Consider the following 19,924-nt stretch of genomic DNA (forward strand, 5'->3'; position numbering starts at 1 on the left):
TTTCAAAACACTCTCCCTAATAGGAGTACATCTTCTTGATCCCCTTGGCATGAGGCGATCTTGGGGAGTACTCCCCAAGACTCAAAACCCTGCTTTTCGAAGAATCGCAAACTGACCATATTTCTTGCGTAGATATACGCCACCAAATGAGAAAAGTGTAGCGCATCTTTATGATCAGCCAAGTATTCTATAAACGCCGCTGCTGCACCTTTTCCTCGCCATTCAGGCAACAAATAGACACTCACTTCCGCAGCCATATCAAACGATGGCAAGCCGTAAAAGGGCTCTAATGCCCCCCAACCAATCACCCTACCCTCAACATTCACGACAAACATAGGACGCTCTGGTGTGGCACTTTCGACCCACTCCATTACGTCTATTAAATTAATGTCTTTATTACGATCACCAGACAAAGCAAAATCATCACCTTGCTGATAGATAGCCAAAATATCAGGCGCATCATCAATGGTCGCAACGCGCAGGCTAAACACCACGGGCTCCTTAAGTGCTAGAGACAGGGCGTTAGCCCTGCTGCAGCAATCGACGCAGATCGATCAAAGCCGCATTGGCACGAGAAATATAAGACGCCATCACCAAAGAGTGGTTTGCCAATAGGCCAAAACCACTGCCATTGAGAATCATTGGCGACCATACTGTATCTTGGGTCGCGTCCAATTCATGAATAATCTGTCGTAGACTAACCAAAGCATTTTTATCTTTTAAAGTCGGCGCAAAGTCCACTTCAACGGCTCGCAAAATCTCAAGTAACGCCCAAGTTGTACCACGAGCCTCATAAAACACATTATCTATCTGCATCCAAGGGGTGCGCTGATACGCCCGTTGATGGCCTCCATCAGCGGCATCCTCGTCTGATACCCCAGCAGGCGTCATGTTCTCATCAACAACACTTGCAGATAAACGTTGTGCCAAACTACCAAGACGGGTATTCACATCAGACAACCAATCCACCAAGTTATCCGCACGCGCATAAAACTTCGCCGGATTACCAGAACCCGCCGTACCAGACAGGCGATTTAAGTAATCCATCAATTCTTTATTGCCTCGGCGATATTCACTCTCACTAGAAGGTAATGCCCAGCTTTTGTTATCAAAATTAAACTGAGGTTCAGCAATTTTGAGGTTTACATCCTCGGTTGATTGAGACTGTGAGCGGCTAAACTCTTTACGCATCGCGCGGGACAAATCTCGAACCTGAACCAATACGCCAAACTCCCAAGACGGCATATTGTCCATAAAAACCCCTGGCGGCATCACATCATTTGAAATATACCCACCTGGCTTATTCAGCAGGGTACTCACCAACTCATGCAATGTACTACCGAGTGTGTAGCCAACCACCAAAGGCTTGTTGGGATCATAACCATGCTCGGTAGCTGTTTCTCTGGCCACTTTATTGACATCAAACTGAGCAGGCTCATTACTCCAATACATGCCGACCACAGTGAGCACGACCACCAATAACAGGATCAGTCCTAATACGGTCTTCCACAACCACGAAGAATGCTCTTTTCCTCTAAACACCGAGCCCAGTTTATGCATCATACTCGCCATTACGTCACCTTAATCCTTTTGTAATTCTATTAAATAGTCGCTGCGATGATAGATCATAGCGCGCACTCTAAACTCACTGATTCGACTGTTAATAATCTGATATAGCAAACGTGCTTGCTTATCATTTGGCCAATAAATGATTACTTCACTTTTATCTTTTGCCACTTTGTCAATGATCGGTTGTATTTTCGCAAGTATTTCGTCATCGCTCAAACTAAATAGGTTTTTTGGTAAAAAGTATTGACCTTCTTTCGCTTCTTGCGCTTTTTTAGCCGTCCTGTCAGTCGTATTCGCTTCCTTATGCTGAGTACTGGTCTGATGTCGTACAGGTTCTGCCTGATGATATGTCGCTTGTTGACGCCGCTTTTTAAGCCCCTCAATGCGACCTTTCATCTCGTTAATCACTGGATCTTTAGGATTAACTGAGTATGCAGAACTGAGATAGGCCGTAGCTTGTTTATAATCCCCTTTAATCGCTGTCCGCCAAGCCCAGTCAACATAGGTATCAACAATCTTCTTAATCCCCATCGTTGCTCGGTAATTTCCTGGGTCACGACTGAGCGCTGCTTTAAAATACAAATTGGCATTATCATCCACAGGCGTGAGCAGACGTTCTTTGGCTAACGCTTGCTCTCCTTTCCAAACCAAGCGTGCCGTCATCGTTTTATCAGGATTAAGCCTCACCTTCGTCTTCTGGTGTGCTGACGCCTCAATAGGCCGATTTTTTTCACTTGGATTGACCGCTTTACTGGATTCTGGAACCGAAGCACCTTGTGCTGTTTGTTTAATATTTTCTTGGCACCCAACAAGGTAAACCACTGAAAACAATAAAAATAATGCTTTTATTTTCAATTTAACCCCTTTTAACTAGCAACTTTTGCAAGGATTGATAGTCTATATAGGCTGTCAGCGTGAAGGAATAAGGTCACGCGTTCAACTCATTTTATGTAGATTATTATGCGCTTAATTTATCTGTTTGTTTTACTCTTTCTTCAAGGCACAGCCTACGCCTTCAATTTCAACTCCCCCCAAAGCAACTTAGAACCTTCTTTTTTAAAAGCACAAGACGCTTTTCAACTGTCTTTCGATGCCCCTCAAGATGGCAAATTAGTTGCCCACTGGAACATTGCGAACGGTTATTATTTATACCAGAGCCGAATTTCACTTTCTGGCCCTCAAGCGGACAAACTAAAAATCACCCAATTTCCAGATGGCGAACACAAAACCGATCCTTATTTTGGCAACGTTATTATTTATAAACATTCCCTCTCTTTGCCTATTGATTATGACACGACATTGACCCCAGGCACGACAATCCATGCCACACTGCACTACCAAGGCTGTGCAGACAAAGGGCTTTGCTACGCACCACAAACGGTTCCGGTTGACTTCACCGTTCCAGACTCCTTAAAAGATCAGCTTGCTCTGCAATCGCAAGCCATTCAGCCGCCCTCTGTCAGCAAGGGAGGAGCGAGTCAAGTGACATTATCAGAAGCCAATTCGATTAGCCAAACCATAGCAGAAAGCTCTTTTGGGGTCGCACTGTTCGCCCTATTTGTTTTTGGTTTATTACTCTCTTTCACTCCTTGTGTTTTACCAATGGTGCCGATTGTTAGTGCCATTGTCGTGGGGGCTCGCCGCTCCAAACTAGGGGCCTTTTATTATAGCGCCATCTATGTGCTAGCCATGGCCCTTACCTATGGCGCCATTGGCGCATTAGCAGGATCCTTTGGCGTAGGGCTAAATCTACAGGCACAATTACAAAGCCCTATTTTATTGAGTATTAGTGCCGCCTTATTTATTCTCTTAGCCTTGTCTATGTTTGGTGTCTTTGAGTTACGTCTACCTGCCGCTTGGCAAACACGCCTGCAACAAACGAGTAATAATCAACACGTCAGTGTTAGCTCAACGCTCAATACGTTTTTGGCTGGCATTCTTGCCACATTAATTGTTTCCCCTTGTTTATCTGCCCCTGTTGCGGGGGTGTTACTGTATATTTCAAGCCAAGGCGATATCTGGTACGGCGCACTCATGCTGTTTGTAATGGGGCTTGGTATGGGGGTTCCTCTTTTATTAGTCGGCTTATTTGGCGCCCAAATACTGCCTAAAAACGGGCCTTGGCTGAATGACATAAAAATCATCATGGGATTCGGCTTGTTATCCATTGCCATTTGGCTGCTTGTCCGTTGGCTGCCAGGCAATTCTGAATTGTTTTTATGGGGCGCGTTAGCGCTAGGGATCGCCAGTTACTTTTGGCATCAAATACACATCAACAACTCACACCCCGTTCGTTGGTTCTTTGCTCTTATCTTTACCCTAATAGGGGCCATAGAGCTTTATGGTGGTACAACAGGCGCTAACTCTCCGTTAACCCCAATAAAAAGTGTGACGAACAATCGGACTCAAACCGTCCCCTTTAAAACCACTATCCACAACCTATCAGACTTACAATCTGTGATTAACAATGGCGACAAGCGGCCTATCGTACTGGATGTCTATGCTGACTGGTGCATTAGTTGTCAAATAATGGAGCATCAGATCTTCCAAGCGAAAGAAATACAGCCGTTACTCAACCAAGTTCAGTTGGTTCGGGTGGATGTCACCGACAACACCGAAGGCAACAAAGCGTTTATGAAGCACTTTCATCTTTTTGGTCCGCCAGCCTTACTTTTCATAAACGCTCAAGGACAAGAACAAAAGTCCCTTTCATTGATTGGTGAGTCCAGTAAACAGGATGTATTAACACGACTTAAGTTTGTAACAAATTGAAAAGAAAAAAAGAAATAATCCCTTAAAATAAAGGTTTACAATTGATCAAAAATAACACTAACCTCTATTTTATGGGTTTTTTTACTGCATAACTGGACAATATCGCGTTTTTTAACGATAATTTCCCGTCACATAGCTCTGCCCTTCACGCTTGAGCCTTGCGTTATAATACGGATCGAACAAGGTTTTGCTCCTATTTTTACGAGGGCTCTTTATATTCAGAGCATGCCAGATTCTTAATGATTAGCGCTTTAGCAAAAGCGCTAAACAATAAACACCGACAGAAGAGAGTAACAATGGATATTCGCAAAATTAAAAAACTAATCGAGCTTTTAGAAGAATCAAATGTCTATGAGATCGAAATCAAAGAAGGCGAAGAAGCAGTTCGTATCAGTCGTGGCGGTGCTCCAGTTCAAATGGCTCCACAAATGATGGCCAGTGCCCCTATTCAACACGCACCAGCTCCAGCGGCCTCTTCTGCTGCACCAGAAGCGGCGGCCACCATTTCAGGCCACACAGTCAATTCTCCAATGGTTGGTACTTACTACAAATCTTCCGCACCAGGCGCAAAACCTTTCATTGAAGTAGGTCAACAAGTCAATGTAGGTGATACCATCTGTATCGTAGAAGCGATGAAAATGATGAACCAGATCGAAGCGGACAAATCCGGTACCATTGGCGCCATTCTTGTTGAAGACGGCGAGCCCGTTGAATTTGATCAACCACTTGTTACCATCGTTTAATCCACAGCAATAGGTTTCATCATGCTAGATAAGGTATTGATTGCAAACCGAGGCGAAATCGCGTTACGTATTTTACGTGCGTGTAAAGAACTCGGCATCAAAACCGTTGCGGTTCACTCTAAAATCGACCGCGACTTACTTCATGTTCGCTTAGCAGACGAGTCTATCTGTATCGGACCCAACCCTTCCACAGACAGTTACTTGAATGTGCCTGCGATTATTAGTGCTGCGGAATTAACAGACACCTCAGGCATTCACCCCGGATACGGCTTCCTTGCTGAGAATGCAGACTTCGCAGAACAGGTAGAACGTTCTGGATTTGCTTTCATCGGCCCAAGAGCAGAAACCATTCGTCTAATGGGCGATAAAGTATCTGCGATTAAAGCGATGAAAGAAGCAGGTGTCCCCACGGTCCCTGGATCGAACGGCCCCGTTCCTCATGATCCAGAAGAATGTCTTCGCATTGCTCGCGAAATAGGCTTTCCGGTTATTATTAAAGCCGCTGCTGGTGGCGGTGGTCGGGGTATGCGCGTTGTTCATAATGAAGGCAGCCTACTTAAGTCTGTTGGTGTCACACAGTCTGAGGCAGGCTCTTACTTCGGTGATAGCACGGTTTATATGGAAAAATTCCTAACTAACCCTCGCCACGTTGAAGTTCAAGTGCTCGCAGACGGGCAAGGTAATGCGGTGCATTTATTTGACCGTGACTGCTCTTTGCAACGTCGCCACCAAAAAGTCATTGAAGAAGCTCCAGCTCCCATGCTCGACGAAACCTCTCGTCAAGCATGTTTACAAGCTTGTGTTGATGCTTGTATTAAGATCAATTATCGCGGTGCAGGTACCTTTGAGTTTTTGTACGAAGACGGCAACTTCTACTTCATCGAAATGAACACTCGTGTCCAAGTAGAACACCCTGTTACAGAAATGGTGACGGGGGTCGACATCGTAAAAGAGCAACTGCGCATAGCAAGTGGTATGCCTTTGTCGATGAAACAAGAAGACATCAAGCTTAATGGCCATGCTGTCGAGGCTCGAATCAACGCAGAAGACCCAAAAACCTTTATGCCAAGCCCCGGTAAAGTCAATTACTTCCATGCACCTGGTGGCATGGGTGTTCGCGTCGACTCGCACTTGTACAGTGGCTATTCTGTGCCACCGACTTACGATTCCATGATCGCGAAAATCATCTGCCATGCCCCCACTCGTAAAGAAGCACTTAAGCGTCTTTCCGGTGCTCTTGATGAAACCTTCATTGATGGTATTAAGAGCAATATATCCATGCAAAAAGAATTAACGGAAGACCTTAATTTTATTGCTGGTGGCGTTAATATTCATTACCTAGAGAAAAAACTCGGGCTATAAGGCAAGAGACGAACAAGTCCTCTTGTCTCAGTTTGTCTCTCTTGATCGGCCCTTGGTGATTAAAATCATTAAGGGCCGTCATTTTCTTCTCGCGTCCCCCTTCGTGCTTCGTTATTCTATTCACTGATTTGTTTTATTTGGATTGCTTTTTTATGCCTTGGCTGCAAATACGTCTACACACTACCCCTGATCATGTTCCTAGCTTTGAAGATACCCTTCTTGATTGTGGCGCCATGGTTGTCACATTCGAAGATGTTCATGACGACCCAGTATACGAACCAGACCTCAATACCACCCCCCTTTGGAAACACACCAAAGTCACTGGCCTTTTTGAAGCCGATGCAGACATTGAACACATTCGCCCTGCAATTGAGCACAAAGCGGAAGCCCTTGGCGAAACCGACATCGATATAAAAATAGAGATCGTCGAAGACAAAGATTGGGAACGAGAATGGATGGACAGCTATCACCCTATCCAATTTGGCAAACGTCTTTGGGTTTGCCCAAGCTGGCGGGATGTACCGGATGAGAACGCTGTGACATTGATGCTAGATCCCGGCTTAGCCTTTGGCACTGGCACCCATCCAACCACCGCACTATGCTTACAATGGCTAGATTCAATTGATTGCCAAGACAAAACCATTATCGATTACGGGTGCGGCTCTGGCATTCTTGGCATTGCTGGTTTATTACTTGGCGCGAATAAAATGGTTGGCATCGACATTGACCCTCAAGCAGTGCAAGCGACACAAGCAAATGCTGAGCGTAATCATATCGACCCAAACCGAATCGAGGTAAAATTGCCGCCATATGAATCAGACTTACAAGCCGATATTGTCGTCGCCAACATTCTTGCTGGACCATTAGCTCAATTAGCAAACACTATTTCGGCTTTAGTCAAAACTGGCGGACAACTTGCACTATCTGGCATTTTGGCGAATCAAGCCGAAGAAGTTATTTTGGCTTATCAAGACTGGTTTACCATTGAGTCTATTGTCGAGCAGGATGAATGGGTTCGCATTGTGGGCACAAAAAATTCCGAATAAAAATTCGGAGCACAATGTCTATCACATTGTAAAATTTGACTTTTTAAGCGAATATTGACATCTACTCTAGAAATCGATTACTGGAAGGCTGCACCCTAATGACCGAAAGCTTCATCACTCGTTGTCCAAAGTGTTCCACTGCATTTCGTGTGAACAATGACGTATTGAGCATGGCTAAGGGCAAAGTACGTTGTGGTCAGTGCTTCCATATTTTCGATGCCAAGCAACATATTAACTCAGCAAAAAAAACCACAACCCCAACACCTCAAGAAAACAGACCTTCTGAGACAACCACAGAAACACCGCAACCTGCACCTCAAAACGCCCCTGAACAGCCTAAAACCAGCACAATGCTCTTTACGTCAGCGGACGAAGAACCGGTTAATCCTGAATGGCTGCAGACCTTGTTTACAGAAGATGATCTGGCCCCCGGCTTATCCGAAGATTTTCGCTTTTCGCACGAATCGCCACAAGAAACTCGAAGATCGATCAATTCGATTTCAACCAGTCCAACGAAAAAAGAAGCACCGACACAGCAAAGCACCTCTGATATTCAAGCGACAGGATCGGAACAAGCGGAAAAAGACCTCGCCCCTTGGGAGCGAGAATTGGCAGAAGTCGAGCAAGCTATTCGCACCAAGCCTTCTGGCACGAATACACTCCCTCCTAAAAAGGAAGGCACGCTAAAAAACCTACAGCAAAGTGACCTCATAGACAAAATAGACAGTCGAATTAATGCACAGCCGAATCAGCCAGAACCTGATTATATGCAAGCCCTGCATTCATTGGCGCAAAATGTCGCTGAAAGCGCATCTACTGGAGAAGCAACACCCTCTTACGCTCTCAATAACATCAGCACTTACGATGCTACAGACCCACTAATGGGCGATTACTATATCGAGCAGACAGATAAGAAAAAAGCAACCAAAACCTGGATTTGGACATTGGGCTGTTTCCTTGGCTTGGCGTTATTAATAGCACAAATGACCTCCACTTTTTTTGAACAAGGTAGCCGTTCTGAGACCTTTCGAGGCTTTTATCGTACCCTTTGTGCCTATTCAGGCTGCACACTCCCACCGTTTGAAAACATCAAAGCCATCAGTATTGAGCACGTTCGTATACAAAGCCACCCCAACCAACCTGATGCCTTGCTTGTTAATGCGATCATGACCAACAACAGTCGATACGCCCAACCTATGCCCAAACTTGCCTTAGAGTTTTTTGATCTCAATGGTGCACCAGTCGCAGCTCGACTCTTTGCCCCCCATAATTATCTGGATAAAGATTTTCTAGACATCACTTACATGCCACCTAATACGCCTATTCATATCGTCATTCCAATACAAGATCCTGGTGATCGGGCGGTGACTCATCAACTAAGAATTTTCCCATCGGACACTCGCTCCTATTAGTTTTGTGCTTATTTTGCTGCAGATGCAAAATAAGCACAAAATTTAGTCAATTTTTTCTCTGTCAAGACTTCAAAAATCTCTATCGACTAGGTATTATTCACGCCCGCTCGACAGTGTCGCCGATCTTTAACATTCGATTTAGTATTCAGGAACAATATGGCATTTGCTATTGGCCCATATCGCGTTGACAAACCCGTTATTCTTGCTCCGATGGCAGGCGTAACAGATTTGCCATTCCGCCGTCTATGCCGCCAACAGGGTGCTGGATTGGTAGTGTCTGAAATGGTCACTTCCGATGTTCGTTTATGGAACTCAAATAAGAGTCGTCATCGTCTTATTCATGATGATGAAGTCTCCCCGAGATCTATTCAGATAGCGGGTGGGGATCCAGAAATGATGGCTCAAGCGGCTCAACAAAATGTTGAGTTAGGCGCGCAGATCATTGATATCAATATGGGCTGCCCCGCCAAAAAGGTATGCAATAAAGCCGCTGGCTCAGCATTACTCAAAGACGAATCACTTGTTCGAGAGATACTAGAATCGGTTGTAAATAGTGTTCACGTTCCTGTCACATTAAAAATTAGAACAGGCTGGAGCAAAGATCAGAAGAATGGTCTAGCCGTGGCAAAAATGGCACAAGATATTGGCATCCAAGCCCTAGCCATTCATGGACGTACCCGAGAATGCAAGTTTCAGGGCCATGCCGAATACGATACGATAGCAGAAATCAAGCAACATCTGTCTATCCCAGTATTTGCCAATGGCGATATTACCGATGCAAAATCTGCTAAATTTGTGAAGGATTACACTCAAGCAGATGGCATCATGATTGGTCGTGCAGCTCAAGGAAGACCATGGATTTTCAACGAAATAAATCACTATTTACAAACCAACGAGCTGTTAGCACCTCCTTCTCTTGATGATGTGCAACAACTTGTTACCAACCATGTGAAAGCCTTGCACCAGTTCTATGGTGATTACCTTGGTGTGCGTATTGCTCGCAAACACGTCGGTTGGTATTTACAAACGTTAGCGGACAAAACACAATTTCGCAGCCAATTTAACCGTATAAATAATACGCGCGAACAGCTCGATCAATTGAACGAATTCTTTGTTTGTCATATGACAAACGAACCTTGTACTTGATGTAGCGCTACGATGGTCAGCGGCCACAGGCTTGTTGATCTATCATAACAATACATTAATAAATGGTTAGCTTTAAACTAGAAGGTCATTCTGTGGTAGAACAAACTCATACTCAAACGTTTCAAGCCGCTTCTTCGGAACAATCACAAACACTGCGTGATAATGTTGAAAAAGCCCTGCAAAACTACTTCGCTCATCTTGATGGGCAGCCAGTGACTGACTTATATCAGTTAGTCTTAGCCGAGGTTGAGGCACCTCTGCTCGAGTCTGTCATGAGCTACACAAAAGACAATCAGACTAAAGCGTCAACAATCCTAGGGTTAAACCGAGGCACGTTGCGCAAGAAACTGAAGCAGTACGGTATGTTATAGTGATACTTTAAAAGGGCGATTTTCGCCCTTTTTTTGTTTATATCGCCCCCCTCACTTGTTTAATTAGTAAAAACCAATTGCGAGAACCATGATGGCAAATCACAACAAAGTTACTCCAATCAAGCGCGCGTTAATCAGTGTTTCCGACAAAACAGGCATTGTCGATTTCGCTCGTGAACTAACCGCCCAAGGCGTTGAAATCTTATCAACAGGTGGTACTTACCGCCTACTACTTGATAACGATGTCAAAGCGACTGAAGTATCCGATTACACAGGCTTCCCTGAAATGATGGATGGCCGAGTCAAGACGCTACACCCAAAAGTTCATGGTGGCATTCTTGGTCGTCGCGACATGGACAGCGCCATCATGAAAGAACATGGCATCGACGAAATCGATATGGTTGTTGTGAATCTTTACCCCTTTGAAGCCACCATTGAGCGTCCTGATTGTGATTTACCAATGGCAATCGAAAACATCGACATCGGTGGCCCTACTATGGTTCGTTCAGCAGCCAAAAATCATAAAGACGTTGCCATTGTCGTTTCTCCAACTCACTACGAAGAGATTCTAACCTCATTGAAAGAAGCGGGTGGCCTGACTTACGAGCAACGTTTTGACCTTGCAGTCAAAGCATTTGAGCATACTGCCCACTACGATGGAGCAATTGCTAATTTCCTTGGTAAAAAAGTCAGCGGTGGCAGTGAGGATTTCGCACGCACCTTCAACTTACAATTCAATAAGCAAGAAGAAATGCGCTATGGCGAAAACCCACATCAAAAAGCCGCATTTTATGTCGAAGCAAACCCAAAAGAAGCTTCTATTAGCACCGCGAAGCAACTTCAAGGTAAAGCCTTATCTTACAACAATATCGCCGACACGGATGCAGCCCTTGAGTGTGTTAAGAGCTTTGACAAGCCCGCTTGTGTGATTGTTAAACACGCCAACCCTTGTGGCGTAGCAACGGCTAACAACCAATTAGCTGCCTATGAACTGGCTTTCCAGACAGACCCAACCTCAGCATTTGGTGGTATCATCGCTTTCAACCAAGAGCTGGATGCGCAAACAGCCCAAGCTATTGTTGATCGTCAATTCGTCGAAGTGATCATTGCTCCAAGCGTAAGCAAAGAAGCAGCAGAGGTCGTGGCGACTAAACAAAACGTACGCTTGCTTGAATGTGGCCAATGGTCGAATGACAAACCCGCCGCGCTCGACTACAAACGCGTTAACGGCGGTTTGTTAGTTCAAGACCGCGACGATGGCACCATCACACTTGATGACCTTAAAATTGTTTCTAAGCGTCAACCTAGCGAAGCAGAATTAAACGATTTATTGTTTGCATGGAAAGTTGCAAAATTCGTTAAATCCAATGCTATTGTCTATGCCAAAGCAGAACAAACCATCGGCGTCGGCGCAGGACAAATGAGTCGAGTTTACAGTGCCAAAATTGCTGGCATTAAAGCAGCGGATGAAAACTTAGAAGTGGCCGGCTCCGTAATGGCCTCCGATGCCTTCTTCCCATTCCGTGATGGTATTGATGCAGCGGCTCAGGCAGGCATTACCGCTGTCATTCAGCCAGGCGGTTCAATGCGTGATGCTGAAGTCATCGCTGCGGCAGACGAAGCTGGCATGGCAATGGTCTTTACTGGTATGCGTCACTTCCGTCACTAAAGAGACGCCATTAAAGAGACGTCACTAAAGAGGCGCCATTAAAGAGATGTTATTTAAAATGGCATCTCTAAAGAGCTACCTTAAAAACGCAATTGAACGACGGTCAGAGGCTGATATTTGCCTCTGACTGACAATATAAAGGATAAAGTAATGAAGGTTCTTATTATTGGTAACGGCGGTCGCGAACATGCTCTAGCATGGAAAACTGCCCAATCAGACGATGTCACCACAGTGTTTGTTGCGCCTGGCAATGCTGGCACTGCAGCAGAAGACAAAGTCGAAAATGTTAATATTGGTGTGACAGACATTGCAGAATTGGTTGCTTTTGCGAAAGAAGAAAGCATCGATCTGACCATTGTTGGCCCGGAAGCCCCCCTAGTTATTGGAGTGGTTGACGCCTTCGAAAAAGAAGGTCTGGCTATTTTCGGACCAACGGCGGCGGCAGCACAACTAGAAGGTTCTAAAGCCTTTACTAAAGACTTTTTGGCTCGTCACAATATACCAACCGCAGCCTATGGCAACTTCACAGAAATTGAGCCTGCTGTCGCGTACATTAAAGAACAGGGTGCACCAATCGTTGTCAAAGCGGATGGCCTAGCCGCTGGTAAAGGGGTAATTTTGGCACAAACCGAAGCCGAAGCCATTGCTGCAGTGGAAGACATGTTACAAGGTAACTCCTTTGGTGATGCAGGCAGCCGAGTTGTTATCGAAGAATTCTTAGTAGGTGAAGAAGCCAGCTTTATCTGTATGGTGGATGGCGAAAGCGTCCTTCCTATGGCCAGCAGTCAGGATCATAAAGCCCGTGACAACGGCGATAAAGGCCCTAATACAGGTGGCATGGGTGCTTATTCTCCTGCCCCAGTGGTGACGCCTGAAATCCATGATCGCATTATGAATGAAGTCATTATGCCAACCGTAAAAGGTATGAATGCTGAAGGCAATCGTTACCGTGGTTTCTTATATGCGGGAGTGATGATTGCCCCTGATGGCACTCCTAAAACGCTAGAATATAACTGCCGTTTTGGCGACCCTGAAACACAGCCAATCATGATGCGCTTACGCTCAGATTTAGCGAAAATGTGTTTAGCGGCCATTAATGGCAAACTGGACACCGTTGAAGCCGATTGGGATCCTCGTGCCAGTTTGGGCGTGGTATTAGCGGCTGGAGGCTACCCGGCTGATTACGCAAAAGGCGATGTAATCTCCGGTCTCGACACCTCTCTTCCTGCGCATCAGAAAGTGTTTCAAGCAGGTACAGCAATACAAAATGGCAAAACCGTTACCAACGGCGGCCGTGTACTATGCGCCGTCTCTCTAGGCGATACCGTTGCAGACGCTCAAGCCGGAGCTTATGAAGTGGTTAACACATTGTCTTGGGATAATGTCTACTTCCGCACAGACATTGGTCATCGTGCCATTGCTCGCGAACAGAAATAACATTCGCATTCGTAAAAAAAGGCTCGTCATCCGACGAGCCTTTTTTATTGGTTCCATTTTTATTGGTTCCATTTCTATTGAAGTAGTGGGCAACAACAAACGTACGTTACCCACTACAAACAACCTTACCAAGGTTTAGCGAATAGAACACAGTCAATCAATGGTTGAGGGTATACCCCTAAGATAACCACAACAGCGGCAGAGACAAGCAGCACCAAAGCACCTGCTTTTGTCGAAAAACCGCTTGTTTCAACCACGTCTGCAACATGACTATTAAGAGAGGGTAAGAAAACACTGATGGCCACTCTCAAGTAATAGTAAAGACCAATGGCACTCCCCACCACCACAGCGGCACTTAACCACCAAAGTGAACCTTGCATCGCGACAGCAAGAACATAGAACTTACCGATGAAACCAAGCGTCATGGGAATACCAGCCAAAGATAACATCATAAGGCTCATAACCACGGCAATAAGTGGGCGACGCTTAAAGAGGCCTCGGTAGTCGGAGATCTCCTCAACATCCTGACCTCTGTTAGGGCTGGATAGTAAACTCACTGCCCCAAAGCTACCCAAGCTCGCGAATAGATAGCCAACCAGATACACACCCGTTGTTTCAATCGCCAATTGACGGTCTTTAATAGCCACCAGCACAATAAGTAAATAGCCTAAGTGTGCAATGGAAGAATACCCCAATAGACGCTTAATATTCGTTTGCGAAACTGCCATAAAGTTACCAAACAGAATCGAAGCAATTGCTATCACACTCAGAACTAATTTCACTGATGGCAAATCAATCAAAGGCGCTTCAATAAAGATGCGTACCAACACAGCAAAAATCGCAATCTTACTACTGGTTGCTAAGAAGGTTGCAACAGGAGCTGGCGCACCTTGATACACATCAGGTGTCCATAAATGGAATGGCGCCAAGGACAGCTTAAAGCAAATCCCTACTAGCAACATACCGATCCCCACCAACAGCAAAGGCTGTTGAGCCATACCTTGGCTTAAGCCACTTGCAATACCAGCAAAAGACAAAGACCCCGTATCGGCATACAAAAGCGCCATACCAAACAGCATAAACGCCGAGGCCCCAGCCGATAGCAACATATACTTTATCGACGCTTCTAACGAAGGCTTCTGCTGGAAAACATAACCAACCAAACCAAACAAAGGCAAAGAGACCAACTCAATACCTAAGAACAGTGTGGCTATATGATTTGCACAAGCCAGCAAAATAGCGCCACCAGTTGAAATTAATACCAATAAATAAAATTCGTCTTTATTATCTTGATGTTCTTTCAACCATGAATAGCCAAAGATACAAGTAGCGAGTCCCGCTATTAGCACTAAACCTGAATAAAACAGGGTAAAGCCATCCACTTGTAGCAGTGACGTTAGATGAGCCGGAATCTCACCGGAAACAAAAAACAGTGACAATATCGCGGCAATAAGCCCAATTATACTAAGACCAGCCGTCATTTTATGACAACGTCGCCAAGCAATGGCAAGCATCACCACAATGACCGATAGATCAACGATCAAAAGTGGCGAGAAAGCGGCCAGCTGTTGAATACTAATGCTCATGGAAAATTACAGCCCTGTGGTTGATGTACCTGTGATTGATAGAGATGAAGCCGTCATAAAATAATGCTGAATATTGGCAATCGCAGCATGAGACGTCTCAAGCACACCTTGCGGAAAGATACCCAGCAACACTAACAACACCACTAAAGAAAGAATCATTGAAAACTCTCTTATTGACATAACTGCCAATGGTGCGTCCGATTTTGCTTCACCATAGTATGCACGATGAATCATGACGAGAGAGTAAACCGACGCAAACACTACGCCAAACGTCGAAATAATGGTAATTAAAGGCACAACCTTATAACTACCAAACAGCATCATAAACTCACCAACAAAGTTACCTGTTCCCGGCATACCCAGAGAGGCGACAGCAAAAAACAGCGACAAGCCGGGCATATAGCGTAAACGACCCCACAGGCCACCCATCTCTCTCATGTCTCGTGTGCCTATACGCTCGTAGAGCTGACCACAAAGAATGAATAGACCAGCAGCAGACAAACCATGAGCGATCATCATGACAATCGCACCTTGATAAGCAAGCTGGCTGCCAGTGTAGATGGCCACCATAACGAACCCCATATGGGACACACTGCTGTATGCAATCAAACGCTTAATGTCGGTTTGAGAGAAGGCCAACCAAGCTCCGTAGAAAATACTAATGACCCCTAACCACATCGCAATCGGCGAAAACTCGGCGGAAGCATGTGGAAAGAATGGCAACACAAAGCGCAATAAGCCATAAGCCGCTGTTTTCAGAAGCAAACCAGCAAGATCTACTGAACCAGCAGTAGGCGACTGAGCATGAGCATCCGCTAACCACCCGTGCAATGGGATCAAAGGCATTTTCACCGCAAAAGCAACAAAGAACCCAAGCATCAATAAGTAAGCTACTGGACTGCTCATCTTGGTGCCAATCAGATGGTTATAATCAAAGGTCCAAACCCCTGTTGCACGATAATGCACAAACACCAAACCGATGATTGCCACCAACATAACCAAGCCGCTGACCTGGGTGTAGATGAAAAACTTAATCGCGGTTGCAATTCGTGTACGCTCATCAGATCCCTTGTGACCCCAAAGTGCGATCAAGAAGAACATAGGAATCAGCATCATCTCCCAGAAGAAGAAGAATAGGAACATATCGATCGCTAGGAAGACCCCCATTACACCACCGACAATCCACAACAGATTGAGATGGAAAAGACCTTCTCGCTTATCCACTTCGTTCCAAGAGCACACGATAGAAAGCAAGCCTAGAAAAGCCGTTAACACCACCATCAGCAGTGATAAGCCATCCAACGCGAAATGAAACGAAATACCGAATCGAGGAATCCACGGCAAAATAAACTCAGATTGCCATTGCGGGATACCCTGGGGCATGGCCAATGAAAAATGCCCCTGCCCCCACATCATCAGTGATAATAATAAAGTTAGCACCATGGAGAGCACGGCTATCCAACGAGGTAACGCTCGACTAAAGCGTTCGCTCTGCCAACACAACAAACCGCCAATAAAAGGCAGGAGAATGAGCCAAGGTAATAGCATGGCGTTATATGATCCTCTTCAATTGATAACTCTCACTAAAGCCCATCTGGATTAGCTCCAAAGCAATAGGCCTAACACGACCACCGCACCCATTCCAATCGATGCGATATACCAACGAACTTGGCCATTTTCACTTAGAGCTAGCCCCTTATTAGAGCCGATCACGAGAAAACGAAGACTGTCTATCGTTGCGTTAATAGGGTCTCGGCGAAGCAGACGAGCAATGCCTAAGTAAGGTCGCACAAACAACTGGTCGTACAACCAATCGAAGCCCCATGCATGAAACCAGTATTGTCCCAACAACCGACCCAGACCAGTCTTGGCAATTTTACTCACCAAACTTCTATCACCTAGCCATAGGAAGGCGGCAATCAAGACACCTGCAATAGCACAGCCACCAGAAATCAACTGCACCACCATAGACTCATGCCCTGGCATCGCTGGTAACGCTTTTTCAAGAGGCTGCTTAATCAGAGCACCAACAAAAGTAGACAAGACCATCAAAACAAGCAGAGGAAGGTAATGAGAAATACCACGTCCCGGAGTGGCCTTGATCTGGTCTTGACCATGGAAAGCAATGAAGATCATACGGAAAGTATACAAGCCCGTTAAAAACGCCCCTACCAAACCAGCAGTCAATAAATTGATATGCCCAGTGGCCAGCGCACCAGAAAGAATCTCATCTTTACTATAGAAACCCGCCGTGACAATCGGCAGTGCCGCCAGGGCCCCACCACCGACTAAGAAGCAGGTGTACACGAATGGGATATGTTTGCGTAACCCGCCCATTTTGAAGATATTTTGCTCGTGGTGACAGGCGATAATGACCGACCCTGCAGACAAGAACAATAACGCTTTAAAGAAGGCGTGAATCATTAAATGGAAAATCGCAGCATCCCACGCTTGTACCCCTAAAGCCAAAAACATATAACCAATTTGACTCATGGTGGAGTATGCGAGTACACGTTTAATATCGGTCTGAACCAACGCGGCAAACCCGGCAATAACTAAGGTAATTGCGCCGATAATACCGACTAAGTGCAACACTTCTGGCGACAATAAGAACAAAGTATGCGTACGTGCAATCAAGTACACACCAGCGGTCACCATAGTCGCAGCGTGGATCAAGGCAGACACTGGCGTTGGACCTGCCATCGCGTCAGCCAACCAAGTTTGCAGTGGTAACTGAGCAGATTTACCCACCGCTCCACCAAGCAACATTAAGGTTGCCCAAAACATAACCGACGAGCCCACCGCAACCTGGCCAGGCGCAATAGAGGCCAATTTTTCGATATTTAACGTGCCAAACTGGGTGTACAGAATAAAGAGCGCAAAGGCTAGAAAGACATCACCAACACGTGTCACGATGAAGGCTTTTAATGCCGCTGCGAGATTATCACGACCTTCATAGTAGAAACCAATCAGTAAATAACTGCATAACCCTACGCCTTCCCAACCAAGGTAAAGCAGTAATAAGTTATCGGCTAACACCAATATCAACATGCTGGCAATAAACAAGTTGGTGTAAGTAAAAAAGCGAGAATAGCCCTTGTCGCCACGCATATACCACGAAGCGAACAAGTGAATAAGCGATCCCACACCTGTTATCACACACATCATAGTGAAAGACAAACCGTCTAAATGCAGCGTTGCCTGAACATCAAAATTCCCTTGGTGAATCCAAGTCCACAAAGGCTGGTTGAACGAGGTAATCTGACCATCATAAAGCTTCGGCAAATAGTCGAGTCCAATATACACTGTGGTCAATGCGGCCAACATCACCGAACCGACACCAATGACAGCGGAAAAATTCTCCGACCAGCGACCACGAGAAAACGCCAGCAATAGGAAGCCGATTAACGGCAACAGAATAGTTAAGTAAAGTAAATTCATCCGCGCATCTCACTGACAGTATCAACATTCAAAGACTGGTTACGTCGATGCAATTGCAATAACAAAGCCAAGCCAATACTGGCTTCAGCCGCAGCCAGACTGATGGCCAAAATATACATAATCTGACCATCTGCTTGCTGCCAGTAACTCCCCGTTGCAACAAATGCGAGCGCCGCCGCATTAATCATCACTTCAAGAGAGATCAGCATAAACAATAAGTTTCGACGAACTAACAAACCGCTAAGACCCAATACAAATAGTATTGAGGCTAGAATCAACGCATGGGATAACGGAATCATGCCTCTTCCTCCATAGAATCCAGCTTGGTTTTATCTCGACCCACATGAAATGCCACAACAAGCCCAGCCAAAAGTAACAGTGACGCCAACTCAACGGCCAAAACATAAGGGCCAAATAAGCTAACACCGACACTTTTACCCCCCAACATATGGTAGTGAATCGCACCATGTTGAAGGCTATTGATACCATGCACTAAAGCAACCAGTAGCAGAGCAGAAATGATCCCAGGTCCAATCCATAAAGAGGGACTCAACCATTGGCGCTCCTGTCTAATCTCTTCGCCACCAAGGTTTAACATCATCACCACAAACACAAACAACACCATAATGGCGCCCGCATAAACGATGATCTCCAACGCTCCGGCAAAGTTTGCACCCATAGAAAAAAACACAACAGCCACCGCCAGTAACGACACAATCAAGTACAACAGAGCATGCACAGGATTTGTGTGGCTGATGACTCGAACGGTGGTCAGTACGGCAATGGCCGCCGCAACATAAAAAACAATATCCACAACAGCGCTCCTTACGGCAACAAACCTTTCACATTAATCGGTTCCGCTTCGTTCTCGGAAGAGCCTTTTGGTCTGCCCGCAATAGACATACCCGCCATCCGATAGAAGTTATAATCTGGATACTTACCTGGGCCTGAGATCAACAAATCTTCTTTTTCATAGACCAAATCCTGACGGTTGTATTCACCCAACTCAAAATCAGGCGTCAACTGTATCGCCGTCGTTGGACAGGCCTCCTCACACATGCCACAAAAGATGCAACGTGAAAAGTTAATACGGAAAAAGTCAGGGTACCAACGCCCCTCTTCGTCTTCCGCCTTTTGCAATGAAATGCAGCCTACCGGACAAGCGACTGCACATAAGTTACAGGCCACACAACGCTCTTCGCCATCAGGATCACGAGTCAAGACAATGCGACCACGGTAACGAGGCGGTACATACACAGGCTCATCTGGATACATCTGCGTTTCGCGTTTCGCGAACGAGTGCATCCCGATCATCCAAAGGCTGCGCACTTGCGTGCCGAAACCAACCAGTAATTCTTTCAGTGTCATGG

Annotated in this window: 18 protein-coding genes; 9 read left to right on the plus strand and 9 right to left on the minus strand. The window is 45.6% G+C overall.

Going from position 1 to position 19,924, the window contains the following annotated elements; translation table 11 throughout:
- Positions 1-2 precede the first annotated feature (2 nt).
- Genes AC0VYI_RS16135 through AC0VYI_RS16145 form a run of 3 tightly spaced genes read right to left on the minus strand, consistent with a single transcriptional unit; the run spans position 3 to position 2,424 of the window.
- A complete protein-coding gene (locus AC0VYI_RS16135; RefSeq protein WP_475444121.1) occupies positions 3-491 on the minus strand; it encodes an N-acetyltransferase family protein in 489 nt (162 codons plus the stop codon).
- 31 nt (positions 492-522) lie between these two features.
- Positions 523-1,572, minus strand: a complete 1,050-nt coding sequence (locus AC0VYI_RS16140; protein ID WP_475444123.1) for a DUF2333 family protein — start codon at positions 1,570-1,572, stop codon at positions 523-525.
- Positions 1,573-1,581: 9 nt separating this feature from the next.
- The gene (locus tag AC0VYI_RS16145; RefSeq protein WP_475444125.1) at positions 1,582-2,424 is read right to left on the minus strand and encodes a tetratricopeptide repeat protein; all 843 of its coding nucleotides are present in this window, start codon (positions 2,422-2,424) and stop codon (positions 1,582-1,584) included.
- A 105-nt stretch (positions 2,425-2,529) separates the two neighbouring features.
- On the opposite strand from AC0VYI_RS16145, the gene dsbD reads away from it, so the two are divergent.
- From dsbD to purD, 9 genes are all read left to right on the plus strand, one after another.
- Positions 2,530-4,341, plus strand: a complete 1,812-nt coding sequence (dsbD, locus tag AC0VYI_RS16150; protein ID WP_475444127.1) for a protein-disulfide reductase DsbD — start codon at positions 2,530-2,532, stop codon at positions 4,339-4,341.
- Between the two features lie 296 nt (positions 4,342-4,637).
- Entirely contained in the window at positions 4,638-5,084 is a 447-nt protein-coding gene (gene accB, locus AC0VYI_RS16155) for an acetyl-CoA carboxylase biotin carboxyl carrier protein (protein WP_475444129.1), read from the plus strand.
- Between the two features lie 21 nt (positions 5,085-5,105).
- A complete protein-coding gene (gene accC / locus AC0VYI_RS16160) occupies positions 5,106-6,446 on the plus strand; it encodes an acetyl-CoA carboxylase biotin carboxylase subunit (protein WP_199475410.1) in 1,341 nt (446 codons plus the stop codon).
- Positions 6,447-6,598: 152 nt separating this feature from the next.
- Complete coding sequence (gene prmA, locus AC0VYI_RS16165; RefSeq protein WP_475444131.1) at positions 6,599-7,492, plus strand: 50S ribosomal protein L11 methyltransferase; 894 nt, start codon at positions 6,599-6,601, stop codon at positions 7,490-7,492.
- Between the two features lie 98 nt (positions 7,493-7,590).
- Positions 7,591-8,904 (plus strand): DUF3426 domain-containing protein, encoded by a 1,314-nt coding sequence (locus AC0VYI_RS16170; RefSeq protein WP_475444133.1) that lies wholly within the window; start codon positions 7,591-7,593, stop codon positions 8,902-8,904.
- A gap of 156 nt (positions 8,905-9,060) precedes the next feature.
- A complete protein-coding gene (gene dusB, locus AC0VYI_RS16175) occupies positions 9,061-10,050 on the plus strand; it encodes a tRNA dihydrouridine synthase DusB (RefSeq protein ID WP_199475407.1) in 990 nt (329 codons plus the stop codon).
- A gap of 92 nt (positions 10,051-10,142) precedes the next feature.
- Entirely contained in the window at positions 10,143-10,421 is a 279-nt protein-coding gene (gene fis / locus AC0VYI_RS16180; RefSeq protein ID WP_067015664.1) for a DNA-binding transcriptional regulator Fis, read from the plus strand.
- Positions 10,422-10,512: 91 nt separating this feature from the next.
- On the plus strand, positions 10,513-12,090 hold the full coding sequence (gene purH / locus AC0VYI_RS16185; protein WP_475449830.1) for a bifunctional phosphoribosylaminoimidazolecarboxamide formyltransferase/IMP cyclohydrolase: 1,578 nt from the start codon (positions 10,513-10,515) through the stop codon (positions 12,088-12,090).
- Between the two features lie 150 nt (positions 12,091-12,240).
- The gene (gene purD / locus AC0VYI_RS16190; RefSeq protein WP_475444135.1) at positions 12,241-13,527 is read left to right on the plus strand and encodes a phosphoribosylamine--glycine ligase; all 1,287 of its coding nucleotides are present in this window, start codon (positions 12,241-12,243) and stop codon (positions 13,525-13,527) included.
- Between the two features lie 125 nt (positions 13,528-13,652).
- Here purD and nuoN read toward each other — a convergent pair whose 3' ends face one another.
- The 6 genes from nuoN to nuoI are packed head-to-tail and all read right to left on the minus strand — an operon-like array spanning position 13,653 to position 19,922.
- Positions 13,653-15,113 (minus strand): NADH-quinone oxidoreductase subunit NuoN, encoded by a 1,461-nt coding sequence (gene nuoN, locus AC0VYI_RS16195; RefSeq protein WP_475444137.1) that lies wholly within the window; start codon positions 15,111-15,113, stop codon positions 13,653-13,655.
- Positions 15,114-15,119: 6 nt separating this feature from the next.
- Entirely contained in the window at positions 15,120-16,661 is a 1,542-nt protein-coding gene (gene nuoM / locus AC0VYI_RS16200; protein WP_475444139.1) for an NADH-quinone oxidoreductase subunit M, read from the minus strand.
- A gap of 51 nt (positions 16,662-16,712) precedes the next feature.
- Complete coding sequence (nuoL, locus tag AC0VYI_RS16205; RefSeq protein ID WP_475444141.1) at positions 16,713-18,554, minus strand: NADH-quinone oxidoreductase subunit L; 1,842 nt, start codon at positions 18,552-18,554, stop codon at positions 16,713-16,715.
- Positions 18,551-18,853 (minus strand): NADH-quinone oxidoreductase subunit NuoK, encoded by a 303-nt coding sequence (nuoK, locus tag AC0VYI_RS16210; protein ID WP_067015680.1) that lies wholly within the window; start codon positions 18,851-18,853, stop codon positions 18,551-18,553. Before nuoK ends, nuoL begins: the two co-directional genes overlap by 4 nt.
- Complete coding sequence (nuoJ, locus tag AC0VYI_RS16215; protein ID WP_199475402.1) at positions 18,850-19,368, minus strand: NADH-quinone oxidoreductase subunit J; 519 nt, start codon at positions 19,366-19,368, stop codon at positions 18,850-18,852. The genes nuoK and nuoJ overlap by 4 nt, the downstream gene beginning before the upstream one ends.
- Positions 19,369-19,379: 11 nt before the next feature.
- Positions 19,380-19,922, minus strand: a complete 543-nt coding sequence (nuoI, locus tag AC0VYI_RS16220; protein ID WP_199475401.1) for an NADH-quinone oxidoreductase subunit NuoI — start codon at positions 19,920-19,922, stop codon at positions 19,380-19,382.
- Positions 19,923-19,924: the final 2 nt, after the last annotated feature.

Source organism: Marinomonas sp. 63XJN7_9_ISO-PGPR-S23-217 (genome assembly GCF_056173515.1).

Bases quoted from the DNA above. Each gene is read 5' to 3' on its own strand.
- AC0VYI_RS16140 (WP_475444123.1), bottom strand. From the start codon at position 1,572: ATGGCGAGTATGATGCATAAACTGGGCTCGGTGTTTAGAGGAAAAGAG.
- nuoK (WP_067015680.1), bottom strand. From the start codon at position 18,853: ATGATTCCGTTATCCCATGCGTTGATTCTAGCCTCAATACTATTTGTA.
- dusB (WP_199475407.1), top strand. From the start codon at position 9,061: ATGGCATTTGCTATTGGCCCATATCGCGTTGACAAACCCGTTATTCTT.
- nuoL (WP_475444141.1), bottom strand. From the start codon at position 18,554: ATGAATTTACTTTACTTAACTATTCTGTTGCCGTTAATCGGCTTCCTA.
- dsbD (WP_475444127.1), top strand. From the start codon at position 2,530: ATGCGCTTAATTTATCTGTTTGTTTTACTCTTTCTTCAAGGCACAGCC.
- accC (WP_199475410.1), top strand. From the start codon at position 5,106: ATGCTAGATAAGGTATTGATTGCAAACCGAGGCGAAATCGCGTTACGT.
- purD (WP_475444135.1), top strand. From the start codon at position 12,241: ATGAAGGTTCTTATTATTGGTAACGGCGGTCGCGAACATGCTCTAGCA.
- AC0VYI_RS16170 (WP_475444133.1), top strand. From the start codon at position 7,591: ATGACCGAAAGCTTCATCACTCGTTGTCCAAAGTGTTCCACTGCATTT.
- nuoI (WP_199475401.1), bottom strand. From the start codon at position 19,922: ATGACACTGAAAGAATTACTGGTTGGTTTCGGCACGCAAGTGCGCAGC.
- purH (WP_475449830.1), top strand. From the start codon at position 10,513: ATGGCAAATCACAACAAAGTTACTCCAATCAAGCGCGCGTTAATCAGT.
- nuoN (WP_475444137.1), bottom strand. From the start codon at position 15,113: ATGAGCATTAGTATTCAACAGCTGGCCGCTTTCTCGCCACTTTTGATC.
- prmA (WP_475444131.1), top strand. From the start codon at position 6,599: ATGCCTTGGCTGCAAATACGTCTACACACTACCCCTGATCATGTTCCT.
- accB (WP_475444129.1), top strand. From the start codon at position 4,638: ATGGATATTCGCAAAATTAAAAAACTAATCGAGCTTTTAGAAGAATCA.
- nuoM (WP_475444139.1), bottom strand. From the start codon at position 16,661: ATGCTATTACCTTGGCTCATTCTCCTGCCTTTTATTGGCGGTTTGTTG.